Genomic DNA, 19,905 nt, shown 5'->3' with positions numbered 1-19,905 from the left:
ATATAGCAGCAGGCTAAGTCCGTATTTTTGAAATTTATAAACCTTCTGTGAGTTGCAGTGATTCATCTAGCGGTTGTATTTTGATATTGAAATACGCATAGGATGCACTGATGAATGGGCAAACTAGGTTAAAGATTGCATAAGGCAAATAAGCAATGGTTGCTACGCCTAAGGTACTGGCCATGAAAGCACCGCAGGTATTCCACGGGATAAGTGGGCTAGTTACTGTAGCTGAATCTTCTAGAGTACGGCTTAGATTAACTGGCGCCAACTTGCGTTTTTGATATTCAATTTTTAGCATTCTACCGGGCAGTACAATGGCAATATATTGATCGGCAGTAATAATATTTGCGCCGATACAAACTCCCAAAGTGGTGATAATTAAGCTGCTAGTCCCCGTCACTAAACTTAAGATACTTTCCAGTAAGCGCGATAATGATCCTGTCACTTCCATCACGCCGCCAAATGTCATGGCGCAGAGGATTAACCAAACCGTGGTGACCATGCTGCTCATGCCGCCGCGGCTTAATAAGTTATCTAAAACCGTGTCACCTGTGGTGGCCACATAACCATCAAACATCGCAATCCAAATACCTTTAATGAGTGCTACTATCGGTAATAAGTTGTCCTCATTAACGTAGCTGACCACATTATCAAATTGGAAAATCGCCGCACAAATAGCCCCAGCAATCGTCCCTAGAATTACGGTAGGAAAGGCTGGCATTTTTTTGTTAGCAAAAAATAACACCACTAATAAAGGAATAAGCAGATGCAGGCCAGGTTGATAAGTTGCTTCGAGGAGCAACAGGGTGCTATCAAGATCTGAATTGAAGCTAGCAACATCGGCTGATAGCCCTAAAACAGTGAAGACAATTAGCGCAATGATAATGCTGGGAACCGTAGTCCAAGTCATGTATTTGATGTGGCTGAAAATATCAGAGCCTGCAACCGCTGGCGCTAGGTTGGTTGTGTCTGATAATGGTGACATTTTATCGCCAAAATAGGCGCCGCTAATAATCGCGCCAGCGGTGATATTAATATCTAATCCCATAGCGGAAGCTATACCAATTAAGGCAATACCTAGGGTACCCGCCACAGTCCAAGAGCTACCAATACTGATCGCGACCACGGCACATAAAATACAGCTAGCGGCATAAAAATATTGAGGGTGCAAAATCTGCATGCCGTAATAAATCATTGTCGGCACCGTGCCTGCCAAAATCCAAGTGCCAATCAGCGAGCCCACGGTAAATAGAATTAACAAGGCGCCAGTGGCAACACCAATACTTTTAATGATGCCGCGTTCCATTTCATTCCAGCTATAGCCATTTTTATAGCCAATTAAAATGGCGATACAGGCCGCGAGGATCAGCGCGATTTGGTTGGCACCAGATGAGCTATCGGAAGAAAAAAGATAAACCGCTGTGCCAAGCATTGCTATGAGGGCAAAGACGGGCGCAAGTGCGTCAAGCAAACTCGGTTGCTTGTGCTTATTATCGGACATTGGGTCATCCCTATTATTATTTTTATGGTGCTTTTATAAGCTCTTTTTATTGGTTTTCTGTCGTTGTAAGCAGCCAGTATTATTTGTTATTAATTTGTGACTGGTCGACATCCTGCCATAAATAGAAGGGATAAGTCGATGTTTTATAGCAATGGTCTGCAGTGATATAACTGGATCTTTTAGAGCGGGTCAGACAATTATGACTATTAAGTTAACTCGGTAAAATAGCTATTCGCTTAGGCTAATAAAAGTGAATAACTATGTAATATTTATAATGTGCTTTTTATCGAAACCTTAGCCTTTGTTTGAATAAATAGTCTTTGTTTGAATAAACTTTTATCACTCTTACAAATACTTGTATGTATATTTTCACTTATATCCTAGACTGTATTATTGAGAGCTTAGCGCTCAGTTTCAGCACTATTTCATCATCAGTAAGAGAGTTAATGCCATGTCCGCAGCGGAAAAATCATCTCGTAAGTTAAGTTTTTATATTATCGGCGTGATCCTGTTTGTGTGGTTGTATAGCCTATGGGCCGATAGAGTCACCCCTATGACAGGCGATGCGAGAGTCCATTCCTATTTGGTGAGAGTTGCCAGCCAAGTGGCTGGTAATATCGTTGATGTTAATGTCAAAAATAACCAAGTGGTAGAAGCGGGTGAGGTGCTGTTTAAAATCGACCCACGCAACTATCAAATTGCCTTACAGTCAGCCCAAGCTAACCTTGCTATCACAGGGCAAAGTATTGGCGCCAATACTGCAGCAGTTGAAGTTGCTCAAGCTAAAGTCATTGATGCATTAGCTGCACGTAATAATGCCAAAGAGCAAGCGGTTAGGATTAGCGAGTTAGCGGAAAAAGGCGTATTAAGCCAATCTGACTTAGATAATGCCATTGAGTCACGAGATAGAAGCCAAGCCAGTTATAACGCTGCTGAAGCCTCATTAGTACAAGCCAAACAAAATTTAGGCCCACAGGGTGAAAATAACCCGCAGTTATTGGCTGCCATGGCTAACCTTGAACAAGCGCAGCTAGACTTACAGCGCACCGAAGTGCTTGCCCCTTCGCAAGGCATAGTGACCAATTTACAACTTACTCTAGGGCAAAGAGCCACGGTTGGCACGCCGATGCTGACCTTTATAGATCCCCGCGGTATTTGGATTTCAGCACTGGTTAGAGAAAACTCTCTAGAGCATATTCGTGAGGGGCAACGAGTTGAAATTGTGCTCGATGCACTGCCAGGGAGGGTGTTGAATGGCAAAGTCGATAGCATAGGTTGGGGGACTGGTGGCAGTAATAATATTGACCAAGCAACAGGCTTTTTAACCGCAGATACCACATCGTTAAATGCCCAGCGTTATCCGGTTAACATTGTTTTTGAAGACCAAGATATACCGCAAAATATTCGTTATGGCTCCCAAGCTACCGTTGCCTTTTTTACAGAGCAAAGCAGCTTTGGCGAATGGTTAGCTAAAATTTGGATCCGAGTTGTGAGCGTGTGGACCTATGTTTCGTAATGCGGTGAATCCGATCATCAGGCTGGTATTTTTCCCGGTCTTTTTGCTGTTTTATTTGCAATACTCTGGGGCGGCTATGCCTATTTTAGCGCCGATGTTTGTGGTGATATTTTTAACCATCATGCCATCAAAGCCGCCTATGAGTATGTTACTTAAACTGCTTATCATATTATTCTTTCTTAGCTTTATATTGGTGTTTCTTGCTGGGGTGTTAAAAGACACTCCCACAGGTTATGCGCTATTTTGCTGGGGATTATTTTTTTGGTGCTTTTACCGCAGTCATCACGATCCTAAAGATATGCTTGCCACCTTAGCCTTAATGGTGGTGATTATCATGACAGTGATGAATTTCCAAATGGGTGCGCCAGTGGACGTGTTACCTTGGTTGATGTTTGAAGCCTTTTTAATTGCCATCGTTATCACCTACATCAGTTTTTTATTATTCCCAGGTGATGAGCAAGATATTTTAATGGATGAAACCGTTAAAGAAGGGGCGCAAACTAACATTGGGCTTATCATGTTTAAAGCCACCGCCATGTGTATTACGCTGGTGGTACTTATCAGTATTGGCAGTACGCAAACCATGCTGATTGCCATCACCATTGGCAGTTTGATTAAAATTCCTATCTCGAATGATCATCGTATTTATAGCCAGAATAAAATTGTCACCACCGCCACTGGGATCTTATTTACCTTACCTGTGATGCTACTGTTTGCCTTTGGGGTTTCAACTTGGATGTTAATTGGGGTGACGTTATTTTGCGGGCTGCAGTTAGCTTGCTTTGGCATTCGTCGACAATGTCGCTTTAGTATTTACCAGTTATTGTTTACTAATTTTATCGTATTAACGTATCAAATCATTAAGCACCAAGCGGCAGATTCACTGTCGTCTGAATTTACCCGTTTAATCTCGATTGTTATTGCCATACTGGTTGGGGTGTTGATTTTGAATTTAAGCAAACACTCGGGGGTGCCTTTAGTAAAGGAAGATAAATAGTTTAATAAGCTCCTAATACTTTAATGGAATTGAATTTTGAACGCTAAAACAAAAATCCCTGTGACTTTTGGCATTAGTTGCCATCACAGGGATTTTTTTAATTCAGCATTAGGCTAAAAAAATTAACCTTTATCTTGCTCACGTGCGATAGCGCGGTAGGCAATATCAGTGCGGAAGTAGACGTCATCCCAGTGGATAGCATCGACTAGCTTGTATGCGCTAGCTTGTGCTTCTGTCACAGTGTTACCTAGTGCTGTGGCACATAAAACGCGGCCGCCTGCAGTGACAACATGGCCGTCTTTCATGGCGGTGCCAGCGTGGAATACTTTGGCGTTGTTATCACCTAATGATAAACCGTCAATCACGTCAGCTTTACGGTAAGCATCTGGGTATCCGCCTGCTGCAAGTACAACACCGACTGCTGCGCGTGAATCAAATTCAGCAGTCACTTTATCTAACTCACCCCGGGTAGCGGCTAGACAAAGCTCAACTAAGTCTGATTGCAGACGCATCATGATTGGCTGCGTTTCTGGGTCGCCAAAGCGGCAGTTGTACTCAAGTACTTTTGCGCTGCCATCTGGAGAAATCATTAAGCCTGCGTATAAGAAGCCGGTGTAAACATTGCCTTCTGCTGCCATGCCGTCGACCGTTGGGCGGATAACATTAGCAATGGTCCAGTCGTGAACAACTTGGGTCACTACTGGTGCAGGTGAATATGCACCCATGCCGCCAGTGTTAGGGCCGTTATCGCCGTTATCACGGGCTTTATGGTCCTGGCTGGTGGCCATTGCTAAAATGTTTTTACCATCTACCATTACGATAAAGCTGGCTTCTTCACCTTTTAAAAATTCTTCGATAACAACCCGTGAACCTGCTTCACCAAACTTGTTACCTGCTAGCATGTCTTCGATTGCGGCGTCAGCTTCAGCTTGGTCTGCCGCGATAATCACGCCTTTACCCGCTGCTAAGCCGTCAGCTTTAATCACCACAGGGAAACCTGTTTTGTTGGTTAACTCAACTGAGTAAGCTTTTGCTGCTTCAATTTCAGTGAAGTTTGAGTAGTCAGCTGTTGGGATGTTATGACGTGCTAAAAAGTCTTTAGTGAAGGCTTTTGAAGACTCAAGCTGTGCAGCGCCTTGAGTTGGACCAAAGATAGGCAAACCTGCTTCGTTAAAGGCATCCACTACGCCAAGTGCTAATGGTACTTCTGGGCCAACAATGGTGAGTTCAATTTTATTATCTTGAGCAAATTTAACCAGCTCTGAAATTGCTTCAACCTTAATGTCGATGTTTTCTAGTTTTGGCTCTAAGGCTGTACCAGCATTACCTGGTGCAACAAAAACTGTTTCAACTTGAGCTGATTGTGCTGCTTTCCAAGCTAACGCATGTTCGCGTCCGCCGCCACCAATAACAAATACTTGCATCTTTTAATCCTCTTATAGCTGCGCCATGGTCTCAATTTCTGCTTCAAACATGCTCACTTATGCTTATAAGCTCCGCGTGTTTTCATTGAACTTGAAACAATGGCTTGCTCTAATATGCTTAAAAAGTCCATGGTCTCAATTTCTGCTTCAAACATGCTCACTTATGCTTATAAGCTGCGCTTACTTTCATTGAACTTGAAACAATGGCTTGCTCTAATATGCTTAAAAAGTCCATGGTCTCAATTTCTGCTTCAAGCATGCTCACTTATGCTTATAAGCTGCGCTTACTTTCATTGAACTTGAAACAATGGCTGGCTCTAATATGATAAAAACTAAATTATAAAACACCAATGACTTAAGTTAAGTCATTGGTGTTGGCGTTTTAGTGACGGAAGTGACGCATGCCAGTAAATACCATGGCAATGCCGTGCTCATCTGCCGCTGCAATGATTTCTTCATCACGGATTGAACCGCCTGGCTGAATGATGCAGCTGATACCAGCCGCAGCTGCTGCATCGATACCGTCACGGAATGGGAAGAAGGCATCTGATGCCATCACTGACCCTTCAACCACTAAACCTTCGTCTGCCGCTTTAATGCCTGCAACTTTTGCTGAGTAAACGCGGCTCATTTGGCCTGCGCCGACGCCGATAGTCATGCCATCTTTTGCGTAAACAATCGCGTTAGATTTAACAAACTTAGCCACTTTCCAGCAGAACATTAAGTCAGTTAACTGTTCAGCAGTCGGTTGGCGTTTTGAAACCACTTTAACGTCAGCCACATCAACCATGCCTTGGTCGCGGTCTTGAACTAATAAACCGCCATTCACACGCTTGTAGTCTTGGGTGGTGGTTTTAGTGTTCCACTGGCCACACTCTAATAAACGCACGTTGGCTTTTGCTGCCACGATGTCGCGAGCCGCTTGGCTGACTTTAGGGGCAATGATCACTTCAACAAATTGACGGTCAACAATGGCTTTCGCGGTGTCAGCATCTAGCTCTTGGTTGAAAGCAATAATGCCGCCAAATGCAGAGGTTGGGTCAGTTTTAAATGCACGGTCGTATGCTTCTAATAAGCTGTCGCCTAAGGCCACACCACAAGGGTTTGCATGTTTAACAATGACACAAGCTGGGCCTTCAAACTCTTTCACACACTCTAGCGCAGCATCAGTATCTGCAATGTTGTTGTAAGACAGGGCTTTACCTTGCAATTGTGTTGCACTTGCAACCGATGCTTCATCAATGTTGCTATCAACATAGAAAGCCGCTTTTTGATGGCTGTTTTCGCCGTAGCGTAAATCTTGTTTTTTGATCAGCTGAGTATTGAACGTGCGTGGGAAGCTAGAATCTTCGTGGCACTCATCTTTACTGTGTGCAGGCACCATAGTGCCGAAGTAGTTAGCAATCATACCGTCGTAAGCGGCAGTGTGTTCGAATGCGGCAATGGCTAAATCAAAACGTGTTTCTAAGGTGGTGCTGCCGTTGTTTGCTTGCATCTCTGTAATCACGCGATCGTAGTCACTGGCGTTAACAACAATAGTGGTGTCTTTATGGTTTTTCGCAGTAGAACGTACCATGGTCGGGCCACCGATATCGATGTTCTCAACGGCGTCAGCTAACGTACAACCTTCTTTTGCCACAGTAGAAGCAAATGGGTAAAGGTTAACCGCAACTAAATCGATGGGTTTAATGGCATTTTGTTCCATTACGATTTCATCAATACCGCGACGGGCTAAGATGCCGCCGTGTACTTTTGGATGCAATGTTTTAACACGACCATCCATGATTTCAGGGTGACCGGTATAGTCAGATACTTCAGTGACAGGAATATTATTGTCAGCAAGTAATTTGGCTGTTCCGCCTGTAGAAAGTAGTTCTACGCCTTGCTCGTGAAGTGCTTTAGCAAACTCAAGCATTCCAGTTTTATCAGATACACTTAGCAGTGCGCGACGAATAGGTCTGACAGTATTCATGTAGGTACAGTGTCCACTATTTATTTTAAGGAAGTTTGGCAAAACAGAGCAGACATCGACATGGCTCTGCTTTGCAAAATTCCCTTAATGTTTTTACTTGTTAGGGGGTTGCTGCCTATAGACAGGGCGCGCGCATTTTATCGCAAAAGCACCATATAGGGTGTTTTTTCTGCGCGATTTCACAATATTGAAATAAGAACAAAGTTACTCACAAAATTTTATTCTATAAAAGCCTTGACCTTGGATTTAACTCTAAGGTTTATAGTAATACTTATACTCGTAATGATTATCTGTGTATTGCATCAGAATGTTTATCTTACTCATGGTGAATTTATGTATCGAATAGGTGAAGTCGCGGCGCTGTTTAATGTTAAAGCTGACACGCTGCGGTTTTATGAAAAACACGGTTTATTAGCGCCCTCTAGCCGCTCTGATGCGGGCTATCGACTTTATAATGAGGATGATACTGCCAAGTTAGGTTTTATTATTCGCGCCAAAGCGGTGGGCTTTAGTTTGAATGACATTGCCGAGTTGTTATCCATTGAGTTAGATAAATCCAACTGGGCATGTGCCGATGTAAAAGGGCTGGTGGACTCAAAGCTTAAACAAGTACAAGACAAGATGGCCGAGCTCGCCAATTTTGCTAACTCATTGGGCAAATTATCAGCGGCCTGTTGCGGCGGCCCTGAAAGCGCTGAACATTGCTCAATTTTAGAAGCATTAGAGTCAACAGATAAAGAATTAAATCCAAAAGCTGAACAGCAACGTCATACAGCAAAGCAGCCTCAAGGTTAGGAGCGCATTATGTTATTAAGCAATTTTTTAGAGTTATTTTTAGAGTCCGCTCCGTGGCTATTATTAGGCTTAGTGTTGGCCGGTTTGTTGAAAGTCTTTGTGCCCATGGCATGGATGCAAAAACAACTTGGTGGTCACGGCTTAAAAACAGTAGTTAAAGCAGCTGTGATTGGCGCGCCGTTACCTTTATGTTCTTGCGGGGTTATTCCTGCTGCAGTGGGTTTGCGTCGCTCTGGCGCATCAAAAGCGGCTACAACCTCATTTTTAGTATCAACGCCTGAAACTGGGGTGGATTCGGTTACGGTATCTTATGTGTTGTTAGGGCCATTTATGGCCATTGTGCGTCCGATAGCGGCGATCACCAGCGCCATTGTGGCGGGTTTATTAGTCGGTCGTGATGATGACGATGGTAAGGTCGTCAGCGAAGTTAAAGACGATGCTGCTACTAATACAGCAACTAATACCGCAACTACAACAGCGATGACGATGAAGCCTGCTGCTAATGCATCAGTGATGCAGCCAATGAGTGCCGCTGTTGTAAAATCAGTGCCAGTCGCTAAAGCCAGTAGTTGTTGTGCGAGTAAATCTGAATCGGTTAAGGCTGAGGCAGCGAGTTGTTGCTCGAGCAAGTCTGAATCCGTTAAGGCTGAGGCTACAAGTTGCTGTTCAAGCAAGTCTGAATCCGTTAAGGCTGAGGTGTCGAGTTGTTGTGCGAGCAAGTCTGAATCCGTTAAGGCTGAGGCGTCGAGTTGTTGTGCGAGCAAGTCTGAATCCGTTAAGGCTGAGGCTACAAGTTGCTGTTCAAGCAAGTCAGAGGCCGCTAAAGAACAGACAAGTAGTTGTTGTTCAAGTGAGACAACGTCTGCTGCCAGTGAAGAAAGCTGCTGTGAATCCACTAAAGACATGGCGACAGAGCTTAAACAAGAAACTATTCTGTCTCGTATCTTCACTGGACTTAAGTATGCCGCAACCGATTTAGTGCGAGATACGACATTGTGGTTATTAGTCGGATTATTCTTTGCTGCGTTAGTACAAACCTATGTGCCGACTGACTTTTTAGCAAAATGGGGTGATGGCATTCTCGCTATGCTAGTCATGGTGTTAATTTCAGTGCCTATGTATATCTGCGCCACCGCATCAACACCTATTGCTGCTGGTTTGTTATTAGCAGGGGTATCACCGGGTGCGGTCTTAGTATTCATGATGGCAGGGCCTGCGACTAATATCGCCACATTAGGTGTGGTTGCAAAAGAGTTAGGTAAACGCGCCTTGTTTGGCTACTTAGGCGGCGTATTAGGTGTGGCTTTGGTTGCAGGGATATTGGTTAACTATCTTGTGGCTGAGTTTGGCTTTGTAGTGATGCCGCAAATTGGTGAACACCACGAGTTACTCCCTCACTGGTTAGTGCTAAGTTCTGGCATTGTGTTAGCGGTACTAATGGCAAAAGTCGTTTGGGATAAACTGCCTAAAATGAACATAAAACGAGATTGCTGTTCATAAGCTTTGATTGTCCCTTATAAACCACAAAGGCCCTTGAAGGGCCTTTTTTATGTGAGTTATTGCCATTTATAGAGGGCTTGGCCGTAAGAACATCTTAAAGCGCTATTTATATCGGTTTAATGGTCAAATCTAGTCGATATATAAGAAGAAAATAATTAATAATTTAACATTTTTAGCACTCATAAAATTACGAGCTAGATACATTTTGATGCAAACGTTATTAAAAACAGGTATTTAATTGTTTGTTAAATAAGCTGGTCATTATATAAGGAAGTGCTTAATAAGATCTGGATCAAATAATTACCATAAAGAGTTATTTTAATATTTATTACGGCATTGTGTGTGATGGTTATCACCCTTCGACTTTGTAGAAAAGATTATATTCAAGGTTGGTTTATACCTAATAAGTAGTAATAAGCTACTAGGAGTGATGATGAAACATTTAACGAAAAGCAAATTAGCATTTGTTATCGCAGCAGCAATGGGGATTGCGGGTTGTGGTAGTGATGGCAAAGACGGTCAAGATGGCGCGCCAGGTGAACCTGGTGAACCAAGTAACCCACCAGTAGTAGAAATGTCAGAAGTGACCACTGTTACTATGATCAATCATGCATTAGAAGAAGGTCAAATTCGCTATGAATTTGAAGTAACTAATGAAGACGGTGAATTAGTTAACGGTTTAGCGAAAGCTGAAGCTAAATTTGCTGAAAAAACTGAACGCGGCGTTGTCATGAATCGCGATGGTGCTATCGGCGGTTATACTGATACAACTAAAGAAGGTGCAGTATTAAACGCGCTTGGCGATGGTCATTATGAGTTCATTGCGCCTATGCCTGCAGTAACAACTGCTTCAGAAGGTATTGTTTGGCTACGTGTTGGCGGTGATGACACTACTGAAATCGCACGTTCACAACCTATGGTTGTGGCAAAAGCCGAAATGATTCATACAACAACGACTGAAGCTTGTCAGTCTTGTCACGTTGATTATGCAGCATCACACCTCAAACACCCTAGCTACACAGCAATTAATGCTGATGGCGAAGTAGATTTAGTCGGTGGTTGTATGGTGTGTCATAACAACGTATCTAAAGCTGAAGAGAATGGCGGTTATGCAACCAATACATTCCAAAAAATTGGTCATATCAATCATGTGACTCGAACTGAAGATGGCGAAGAAGTATTAGGTTTTGAAAAAGATTTCGCTGTAACTAATTGTTATACCTGTCACGCAGAACCTGTAATGAATAACGGTAATGTGACTGGCAACGGGTGTAGTGATTGTCATAATACTGGCGATGTAGCAGTTGCTAGTGTAATGGCGGATCCTAGCTTTGATATGCGTGAACTACATGCTTCAGCTGCAGGTGTAACTGAGCGTAAGTCAATGCGTGAAAACTACTCTACTGAAACTTCAGCGGTTTACCATGATGCTGATTTAGAGTTTACCGATCACAAAGATGTTTCTTGGGTTGGCGCTTACTGTGTTGATGTGAAGTTGTTTGATAACTCTGGTGAAACACCAGTGCAGTTAAATATTGGTGAAATGTATGAAGCACACGAAGTAACCTATGCAGGTGCTTATGTTAACGCCTATGACAATGAAACAGACTCAATTGTTGCACGTGTCATTGGTCATGGTGCGGAAGGTTATGTAGAACGTGAAGATGGTACGCGTTCAGTTTGTTACGGTGAGCTATTAAATGCACCTGGTAGTGGATATGAAAATGCGCATCTTACTACAAGCTCACGTGTCACTTTAGCTGATACAAATTGGCAAGATGATGATGGCAAATTTGGCGTATCATTTACTGGCTACTCTGAAGTAGTGGATAATACATTTACCGCTATCGATAAGCCATTCTCACGTCGTCATAATATTGATGCCAACAGCTGTACTACATGCCATACCAATGAAACTAACTACCATAAAAATGGTAGTTATAATGATGGTGGCGAATCATGTATCGCATGTCATAACAATGGTCAAGATCGTAGCTCTAAAAACTCTGCTCCAGGCTTTGGCCCTATGGTTCACAGCATGCACTGGGGTATCGGTAATGCGCTATCTGGTAGTAAAGTAGATGAAGACGGCAACAATATTGCAAACTCAGCTGACCGCCTAAACGCTGAAAATTGTGTTTCTTGTCATGCTGAAGGTATTGATTTAGAAGCGGTACCTAATCGGTACATGCGTGCTAAAGCCTTCCATGGTGGCGATACGACTAAAATGGCCAGCCCAATCACGGCTAACTGTTTCTCTTGTCACGAACACAATACAGACTCTGCGCTGAACCACATGGAACAAAATGGTGGTACGATTGATGCTGAAGTCGTTGAAGGCTGGTACACACAACCAACATCAGAATCTTGTGCAACGTGTCATGCTGAAGGTAAATCATTCGGTATCGAGAAGTTCCATAACTTTGAACGTTAATGATTCATTATCGACATAAATGCCCTGCAAGGTTATGTTGATAACAATGATTTAATCGTGAGAGATTAAAAACAAAAGAGCCACTATGACTAGTGGCTCTTTTTTTACGTTTGTGTTGCAAAATTAATGCAATTTAGCGCAACAAATAAGTCATTTTAAAGACGCTTTTAATATTATTGACTAAAAATAATATTCAACTTTTCCGCTAAGCGAATGCCTGCTTGCTGCATTCTTAGCTCCACAGTTGGGGTGTGGTCGAAAATATATTGGAAGCGCAAATCAGGCTGATCATCACGATTTTTTTCTAACTCATACGCTGCATCACGCAAAGCTTTGGATTCATCCGCCCACACATAATAGTTTTGGCCTTGCCAGTCGCTGATATCTTTTGCTGAAATACGACTGATAAATTTAGTGTATTCGGTATAGCTTAATTTTTGATGCTCAATCAGCTTGCTATCCCACACTGAATGCAAGTTAGTGTCGTCACCAAACCACTTCAATTTTACAGCATTGCCGCCACGGTCATGGCTATGACCTACGTGTAATGGCTGATGAATATCGCCGACAAAGTGCACATAAAAAGCCAATGCTTGCCATTTTTCTTGTTCAGGTGTGGTGGTGCTTTTTAGTACTTGTTCATATTTTTCAAGACGCTCAATAATATCGCCTTTCGGGTTTCGGGTGACAGTGTCCCAGGTTTTACCATCGTCAATTGACACATAATGCCAAGGCGATGAGTGATACCAATTTTTGTCTGAACGGATCTCATCTGCCCAAGTAGACATCTGGGCCAGTGATTCACCTTTTGTCAGTTGATTAATCTTTTCTTGAGCGGTTTTGGATAAATTATTTTGGGCAATTTCACCAATAATACGGTGACCTAATTGGCCAAATGCCTGTGCTTGCTGACTAGTAAAAACGGATAAAGCCAGTGTGGCACTGATTAACAATACAGCAGGTTTCATTATTATTATTCCATTGGCATTTAAGTAGCTTGGACCTAGTAAACCACTTAAATGAGGTTAGACAGCGAATGATGAAAGTCACTTTTTAGATTAATTTTTTGTGACTAAAGAGTCTACTTTACGGCTGTTATTCATGCTTTGTTGTGGATGTTGCGCGAAGTTGACGGTCGCAGTTTAAGTTTTGTTGCTAAATAGTTCAACAATGACATGATTTTGAAACAAATTGGTTATAAACTAGCGCCTGAAGTTTTTACTCTACAAACTTCTTTATAAAGCTAGATTAACTAGTACATAAATAAATATAAAAATATTTCAGGGGTCTGAAAATGTTAAACAATAAAATCAGTCGCTTAGCGCTAGCGACATGCTTTGCTATGGGCGTTTCTCTACCAGCCATGGCCGCAGATACTGCATCAAACATCCGCGGTCAGATTGTTGGTCCTCAAGGAAATGCTGTTACAGATGCAACAATTACTATCATCCATGAACCAACTGGGACAGTCACTGAAGTGTCAGTAGGCGCTGATGGTCAATTCCTTGCTCGTGGTCTTCGTGTTGGTGGTCCTTATCTGATCAAAGTTGATTCAGGTAAATTTGCTGATGATATAGAGCAAGATTTATATCTAAACGTCGGTGAAACATTACGTTTTAACCGTACTCTGCAATCTGCAGCTGATATGGAACGTATCGGTGTTGTCGGAACTGCGAGTTACTATCGCAGCGCAGGCGCTAATAGTGAATTTGGCGCAAAAGAAATTGCTAACGCACCAGGCATTAGCCGTGACTTGAAAGATGTTCTGCGTCAAAATCCAATGGCTGTTGTCGGCACTGATGGTATCTCAATGAGTGTAGCAGGGATGAACCCTCGCTTTAACACCTTCGTTGTCGATGGTATTTCTCAAAATGATGATTTCGGCCTTAACTCAAACGGTTATCCAACTCAGCGCTCTCCAATTTCAATCGATGCGGTTGAGAGTGTTGCGTTAAATGTATCTCCTTATACAGCACGATTAGGTGGCTTTACTGGCGCGCAGATTAATGCGGTAACTAAGTCTGGTACTAACGAAGTTTCAGGTACCGTTTTTTACGAAATGACCAATGACAGCATGGCTGGTGAAGGTCTTACTCGCGCAGATGAAGATGGTGTTCGTGAAAAGGTAGAACAAAAATTCGAAGAAAAAACCTTTGGAGGCACCATTGGCTTCCCAATCATCAAAGATAAACTGTTTTTCTTTGGTTCTTATGAAAGCTTTGATGCGCCAAAATCTGCTGAATGGGGACCTGAAGGAGCTGGTTTTGGCAACAACTCTGACATAACAGAAGCCGAATTGCAGCGTGTGAGAGATGCAGCAGCAAGCATTTACGGTCTAGAAAATATTGGTGCTTACGATAAAACCCCTCAAGAAGAAGATAAGAAAATTCTGGCTAAAATTGACTGGAATATTAACGACGATCACCGTGCCAGTTTTACTTATCAAAATACCAAAGGTAACTTAACTAACAACTTAGCAAGCAACTCAAGCAGCATTAAGTTATCAAGCACTTGGTATAACAAAGAAGAAATCTTAGAGACGTACGCTGCTAATTTATACAGCGACTGGACTGAAGATTTCAGTACTGAAATTAAAGTGGCATACAAAGATACCACTTCAAACTCAAACACCATTGATGACCTAGGTATTGGCCAAGTTGAAGTACAAACTTACTGGTTCCCAAATGCTGATGAACCATGGAAAAGCTTTGGTTCAGGCGACAAAGTTACCTTTGGTACTGATAAATCACGCCAAGCTAATGAGCTAAATAACCAAAATTTAGAAATGCGTTTTGTTGGTGATTACTACTTAGGTGATCATGAAATAGGCTTTGGTGTGCAATACAATAAAATTGAAGTATTCAATTTGTTCGCACAAAACGTATCGGGTAATTGGAGTTTCAAATCAATTGAAGACTTTGAGCAGGCCATTGTTGATGACTTCTTTTATTCAAATGCAAAGTCAGGCAATCCAACAGACGTAGCTGCAGAATTTAATATGAGTACTTTAGCGTTGTTTGCTGAGGATACTTGGAATATTAATGACGACTTAGAAATGACCTTTGGCTTACGCTACGAAACCATCAGCATGTCAGACTCACCTGCATTGAATGATAACTTTGTTGAACGCTATGGTTTTGCCAACAATGCTACTTTTGATGGCAAGGATATCTGGCTGCCACGTATCGGTTTAACTTATATCCTATCAGATGACGTGAAGTTGCGCGGTGGGGTGGGTCGTTATAGCGGTGGTTCACCAACGGTATGGATGTCTAACAGTTTCTCAAATGATGGTAATAGCTTACTAACATATGATGGTGGCTGGGATAACGCATGGGGCACGCCGGACTTTGGTGATGTACCAAGTGACGCACAAGATGGTTTAGTGGGCGGCGATGGTAACACTAACTCATTAGATCCTGATTTCGATTTACCTTCTGATTGGCGTGCAAGCATTGGCTTTGATAGCACCTGGGACTTCGGTGCACTAGGTCAAGATTGGTTCTTTGGTGGTGAATTCTTATATATCCAAAAAGAAAATGATGTTGCTTGGGTTGATCTCGCACGTCGTGAACTGAAAACGGATGATACTGGCCGCGTTATTTATGAAACATGGGACCCATTAGCTAACAATGGTGTTGGTGGAAACACTGACCGTTATGACTTGATGCTGACCAATGCCGAAGAAGATGGCACCAGTAAAACGTTATCTTTTACCTTAGCTAAGAGTTGGGATATGGGCCTGAATATGCGTGCTAGTTATGCATATAACTCAGTAGATGAAGGTAACCAAGGCTCATCTTCAACAGCCACTTCTAACTACCAATACACACCTGTTCAATCTGATCGCAATGGTACCTCTATGGGTCCTGGTTACTATGAAACGCCACACCGTTTCACTGTTAGCCTAGGTTATGAAACTGAGTTTGTTGCTGGTTATGCATCTAGCTTCAATATGTTCTACGAAGCCCGTGAAGGTAACCCGTTAACTTGGGTGCTTGGCTCTTATAAAGACGGTGGTTTCGGGGATCAAAGTGCGTTTTATGGTTCTTCATACTATCTACCTTATATACCAACGGACGCGGATGATCCGTTAGTAGAATATAACGGTTTAACGTACGAAGAGTTCAAGAAGGCGATTGATGAAATCGGTCTGAGTAAGTACGCAGGTGGTATTGCAGGTAAGGGTACTAGTAACCAACCATGGGTACATCAATTAGATTTCCGTTTCACTCAGGAATTACCAGGATTTATGGATGGGCATAAAGGTATTTTATACTTTGACGTGAAAAACGTACTTAACCTGATGAATGATGATTGGGGCCGTGTAGAAACACAAAGCTATGGTAGTAAGAAGTTGGTAGACCATAATTATAACCCAGAAACGGGTGTTTACTCTTACTCAGTGCCTTACGGGCAAGATGGGTTAGAGACTGACAATTACAATAGCTATGACGTAAACAAGTCTACTTGGCAGTTAAAAGTTGGCGTTAAATACAAGTTCTAAATTGAGCTAATTTAACCGATAAAATACCGAGCTTTGGCTCGGTATTTTTTGGGCTGAAATTCACTGGTTAATCAGCCTATTTAATCATGCTAGACTGCGGCCATAGAGATCAATTTTTGGTGGGTAGTTATGTCGTTACTAAATTCAATGCACTGGAAGCTATTGAGCTTTAATGAACTCAGCCTTGATGAGTTGTATGAGCTATTAAAACTCAGAGTCGATGTGTTTGTGGTAGAGCAAAACTGCCCTTATCCCGAGCTTGATGATAAAGACCGATTACCGCAAACCAAGCATTTGTTAGGAATGAATCAGCAAGGTGAACTCATTGCGTATACGCGAATTTTAGCGGCAGGTGTGAGTTATGATGAAGCCAGTATTGGCCGAGTGATTGTGGCAGAAAAGGGCCGTGGACATGGTATTGCACATGCGTTAATGCAGCGCTCAATTAATGTTGTTAAAACTCAGTGGCCGCAAACCAGCATCCAAATAGGCGCGCAACAACATCTCAGCGATTTTTATCAGCAGCAGGGCTTTATCTTAAATTCAGAAATGTATCTTGAAGACGGCATACCGCATATCGATATGCTACTTAATTTACAAAATAACTAGTCATTTAAGACTGCTATAGGAACAGTTTATTTAGTTTGTATTAGCGTATTTATATTATCAGTATTAAGGAAAAATAATGTCAGATTTTATCATCAATAATACCCGTATCGTCTGTGTTGCTCAGTTTGTTGCTAAAGAAGGTAAACGTGATTTACTGGTTGAAGCTCTTGCTAAGCTGATCCCAGCGACTCGCCGAGAATTAGGCTGTATTCGCTACGAGTTAAATATCAGTTTAGATGATGATAGCAAAGTGGCCTTTGTGGAAAAATTTGCCGACAGAGCAGTATTTGATAAACATAATGCGACTGATTATATTCAAAATTATTTCCATAATGTTATGCCTGAGCTTGTTGAGTCACATAAGGTTGAAGTGTTCAATGAAGTGATTGCTTAAGCATTAAACTGATTAGCAAAATGAAAAAAAGAGTGCGAGTGCACTCTTTAAATTATTTCGATTATACGATGATAGCTTTGTTAATCGCTAAGTTTAATGGGGCTTAGGTAATTCCCTTAAGGTTAAATTAGGGTGTAAATTTAACTCACCTTCATGGTCAATAATGGCGATGTCATCTTGCTGAGAAATTACAGCCAGAGGGCCTTCTGGCATGCTTCTCACAAAAAGCAATCTGTAACCAAAGCGGTTTAAATCGTATAGGGCAACTTTTTGATCTGCAGTCAGCAACTCCCAATGCTCTTCATGAGAACGAGGGTTTTCACGTCTTTCACTGAGCTGATATGCGACTTGATTCATAAATCAATTGGCCTGAATAATTATTTTTATTAATCGACTATAAACAAGCAAAATGATCAATTCAAACGTTTTATTGCAAAAAATAGAATGAAAAACAATCTTAACGAGTGTTTTTAATACAAAAACTGTCATTGATAGGGATTTAGAGGTTATTTAGATGATTCACTATATTGAACCGGTTTATCGACCACCATCAGAGTGGAAGTCGCTGATATTGCAGGTGACCAATGGTTGTAGCTGGAACCAATGTTCCTTTTGCGATATGTATACCCAAGAGCAAAAAAAATTTCGCGCCCACAAAGTCGATGCTATTGAGCAAGATATTCTCAGCGCTGCCGCTTCAGGGGTACCAATCTCTAGAGTATTTCTAGCTGATGGTGATGCAATGACGTTGCCGTTTAAGCGCTTAAAAGAAATCTGCCAGCTGATTAATAAACATTTACCCAGTGTCACTCGCATTAGTAGTTATTGCTTACCGCGTAATTTAACTAACAAAACCGTTGAACAGTTGGCGGAGCTTAAAGCCTTAGGCTTGTCTTTACTTTATATCGGCTGTGAAAGTGGTGACGATGAAGTGTTAACCCGTATCCAAAAAGGCGAAACCTTTGAATCCTCTTTAGCTGCTTTAAGCAAAATAAAGCAAGCCGGGATCAAGTCATCAGTGATGATTTTAATGGGGCTAGGGGGCAAGGCGCTTTCTATTCAGCACGCTAAGGCATCTGCAGAGTTGATGAATCAAGCTCAGCCTGAGTATTTATCTACCTTGGTGGTGACATTGCCATTGGGGACCGAGAGAATGGATCAGGCATTTGATGGTGATTTTGTGTTGCCCGATCAACTGGGGCTGTTGACCGAAATGCAAACTTTGTTATCGGGCCTTACACTGGAGAAAACTATTTTTCGTTCTGATCATGCCTCAAACTATTTAGTGCTGAAAGGCGTTTTAGGCAAAGATAAGCCGCAATTACTGGCTCAAGTAGAACAAGCGATTAAAGGCAGTATTCCGTTACGCCAAGAATGGCAGCGGGGCTTGTAATTAACAGTGCCAATTGTGGTATCACAATTGGCACAGAGCTTATCGAGTATGTTTTTAAGGCTTATTGCTATTGACTCTATTCTTCGGCTACCGCCGTCATTAAGGCATTTTTGAAATCATTGACCCAGTGACGATAAACCGTTTTAACATCACCCCAATTGAATACTTGGGTGTTTTGACGCCATTGATCAAAGCCCACACCGCGATCAGCCGCTTTGGCTAACACTTCACCGCTTTGTCCATCTTTAAGTACCGCCAATAACACCATTGAGCCTGAGTTTTGGGTATAAGTTTTTCCCATGGAATTATAGCTTCTGCGGGATTTTTCAATTGGCGCGCTTAAGCGGATATCGGTTACAGCGGTTTCAATCACTAAGGTGTTAGGACCTTTTTCTGTGACTAACTCAAAGGGCTGCTCACTATTGAACACATCGCTAACGGTTTTACTAAATTGCAGCGCCATTTTATCAAGGGACTCTTGGGGTAAGTCGTAGGTGGCATTAGGCCCTTCAGTTTGTTTATTAATTCGAGGCGCTCGATAACCTTCAGGATGATCATTGGTGACTTGGGTCGGTTCAAAGTACAGTTTGGTATATTGGCGCCAATTTACATCGGGTCTTGCGTACGATAAGGCCAGTCTGGAGTTATCGACTTTAACTAAACCTTCTTTGGTTATTTCAGCGTCCGGTCCTTGTTGCAGGCTGGCAGGCCCCGATGCACAGCCCATGAGAGTGAATGCTATCAAGCAAATTAAGGGGCTAGCAGTTAAATAAGTCTTGCGCATATAATCAATCCATTAATGTATATTGTGCTAATAAATATGGCAGCTATCACTGCAGAGTCAATAATAGATTTAGCGC

The 19,905-nt window shown here is 42.2% G+C and carries 15 protein-coding genes; 9 read left to right on the top strand and 6 right to left on the bottom strand.

Features of this window, described 5'->3' with window-relative positions; genetic code table 11:
• Positions 1–34 precede the first annotated feature (34 nt).
• The gene (gene nhaC / locus AB4160_RS04475) at positions 35–1,504 is read right to left on the bottom strand and encodes a Na+/H+ antiporter NhaC (RefSeq protein ID WP_372003718.1); all 1,470 of its coding nucleotides are present in this window, start codon (positions 1,502–1,504) and stop codon (positions 35–37) included.
• A gap of 451 nt (positions 1,505–1,955) precedes the next feature.
• Here nhaC and AB4160_RS04470 point away from each other — a divergent pair, with 451 nt between their 5' ends.
• Together AB4160_RS04470 and AB4160_RS04465 are read left to right on the top strand one after the other, a co-directional pair.
• Entirely contained in the window at positions 1,956–3,020 is a 1,065-nt protein-coding gene (locus AB4160_RS04470; RefSeq protein ID WP_372003716.1) for an HlyD family secretion protein, read from the top strand.
• Positions 3,010–4,017, top strand: coding sequence for a DUF2955 domain-containing protein (locus AB4160_RS04465; protein ID WP_372003714.1), 1,008 nt, complete (start codon positions 3,010–3,012; stop codon positions 4,015–4,017). The genes AB4160_RS04470 and AB4160_RS04465 overlap by 11 nt, the downstream gene beginning before the upstream one ends.
• A 122-nt stretch (positions 4,018–4,139) precedes the next feature.
• Here AB4160_RS04465 and purD read toward each other — a convergent pair whose 3' ends face one another.
• Both purD and purH read right to left on the bottom strand, forming a co-directional pair.
• Entirely contained in the window at positions 4,140–5,441 is a 1,302-nt protein-coding gene (gene purD, locus AB4160_RS04460; protein ID WP_102476016.1) for a phosphoribosylamine--glycine ligase, read from the bottom strand.
• A gap of 382 nt (positions 5,442–5,823) precedes the next feature.
• A complete protein-coding gene (purH, locus tag AB4160_RS04455; protein WP_372003712.1) occupies positions 5,824–7,413 on the bottom strand; it encodes a bifunctional phosphoribosylaminoimidazolecarboxamide formyltransferase/IMP cyclohydrolase in 1,590 nt (529 codons plus the stop codon).
• Between the two features lie 333 nt (positions 7,414–7,746).
• On the opposite strand from purH, the gene zntR reads away from it, so the two are divergent.
• The 3 genes from zntR to AB4160_RS04440 all read left to right on the top strand — a co-directional run bounded on the left by zntR (position 7,747) and on the right by AB4160_RS04440 (position 12,142).
• The gene (gene zntR, locus AB4160_RS04450; protein ID WP_102436938.1) at positions 7,747–8,208 is read left to right on the top strand and encodes a Zn(2+)-responsive transcriptional regulator; all 462 of its coding nucleotides are present in this window, start codon (positions 7,747–7,749) and stop codon (positions 8,206–8,208) included.
• Positions 8,209–8,217: 9 nt separating this feature from the next.
• The gene (locus AB4160_RS04445) at positions 8,218–9,708 is read left to right on the top strand and encodes an SO_0444 family Cu/Zn efflux transporter (protein WP_372003710.1); all 1,491 of its coding nucleotides are present in this window, start codon (positions 8,218–8,220) and stop codon (positions 9,706–9,708) included.
• Between the two features lie 433 nt (positions 9,709–10,141).
• Positions 10,142–12,142 (top strand): multiheme c-type cytochrome, encoded by a 2,001-nt coding sequence (locus AB4160_RS04440; RefSeq protein WP_372003708.1) that lies wholly within the window; start codon positions 10,142–10,144, stop codon positions 12,140–12,142.
• A gap of 173 nt (positions 12,143–12,315) precedes the next feature.
• Here AB4160_RS04440 and AB4160_RS04435 read toward each other — a convergent pair whose 3' ends face one another.
• Positions 12,316–13,110: a S1/P1 nuclease gene (locus AB4160_RS04435; protein ID WP_372003706.1), complete on the bottom strand. Its 795-nt coding sequence runs from the start codon at positions 13,108–13,110 to the stop codon at positions 12,316–12,318.
• A 326-nt stretch (positions 13,111–13,436) separates the two neighbouring features.
• Here AB4160_RS04435 and AB4160_RS04430 point away from each other — a divergent pair, with 326 nt between their 5' ends.
• The 3 genes from AB4160_RS04430 to AB4160_RS04420 all read left to right on the top strand — a co-directional run bounded on the left by AB4160_RS04430 (position 13,437) and on the right by AB4160_RS04420 (position 17,652).
• On the top strand, positions 13,437–16,649 hold the full coding sequence (locus AB4160_RS04430; RefSeq protein WP_372003704.1) for a TonB-dependent receptor domain-containing protein: 3,213 nt from the start codon (positions 13,437–13,439) through the stop codon (positions 16,647–16,649).
• Positions 16,650–16,778: 129 nt separating this feature from the next.
• A complete protein-coding gene (locus AB4160_RS04425) occupies positions 16,779–17,258 on the top strand; it encodes a GNAT family N-acetyltransferase (protein ID WP_372003702.1) in 480 nt (159 codons plus the stop codon).
• 76 nt (positions 17,259–17,334) lie between these two features.
• Positions 17,335–17,652, top strand: coding sequence for a putative quinol monooxygenase (locus AB4160_RS04420; RefSeq protein ID WP_102436932.1), 318 nt, complete (start codon positions 17,335–17,337; stop codon positions 17,650–17,652).
• Between the two features lie 93 nt (positions 17,653–17,745).
• Here AB4160_RS04420 and AB4160_RS04415 read toward each other — a convergent pair whose 3' ends face one another.
• A complete protein-coding gene (locus AB4160_RS04415; RefSeq protein ID WP_102436930.1) occupies positions 17,746–18,009 on the bottom strand; it encodes a hypothetical protein in 264 nt (87 codons plus the stop codon).
• 157 nt (positions 18,010–18,166) lie between these two features.
• On the opposite strand from AB4160_RS04415, the gene AB4160_RS04410 reads away from it, so the two are divergent.
• The gene (locus tag AB4160_RS04410; RefSeq protein ID WP_102436928.1) at positions 18,167–19,045 is read left to right on the top strand and encodes a radical SAM protein; all 879 of its coding nucleotides are present in this window, start codon (positions 18,167–18,169) and stop codon (positions 19,043–19,045) included.
• Between the two features lie 76 nt (positions 19,046–19,121).
• Here the strand turns inward: AB4160_RS04410 and AB4160_RS04405 are convergent, their stop codons facing one another.
• Positions 19,122–19,829, bottom strand: coding sequence for a DUF3313 family protein (locus AB4160_RS04405; protein ID WP_102436927.1), 708 nt, complete (start codon positions 19,827–19,829; stop codon positions 19,122–19,124).
• Positions 19,830–19,905 lie beyond the last annotated feature (76 nt).

Origin of the sequence: Shewanella sp. 10N.286.51.B8, from assembly GCF_041469325.1 — a bacterium.
Lineage (GTDB): Bacteria > Pseudomonadota > Gammaproteobacteria > Enterobacterales > Shewanellaceae > Shewanella.
Note: the sequence above shows the minus strand (reverse complement) of the source record. Positions and strands in the feature narration are given on the sequence as shown.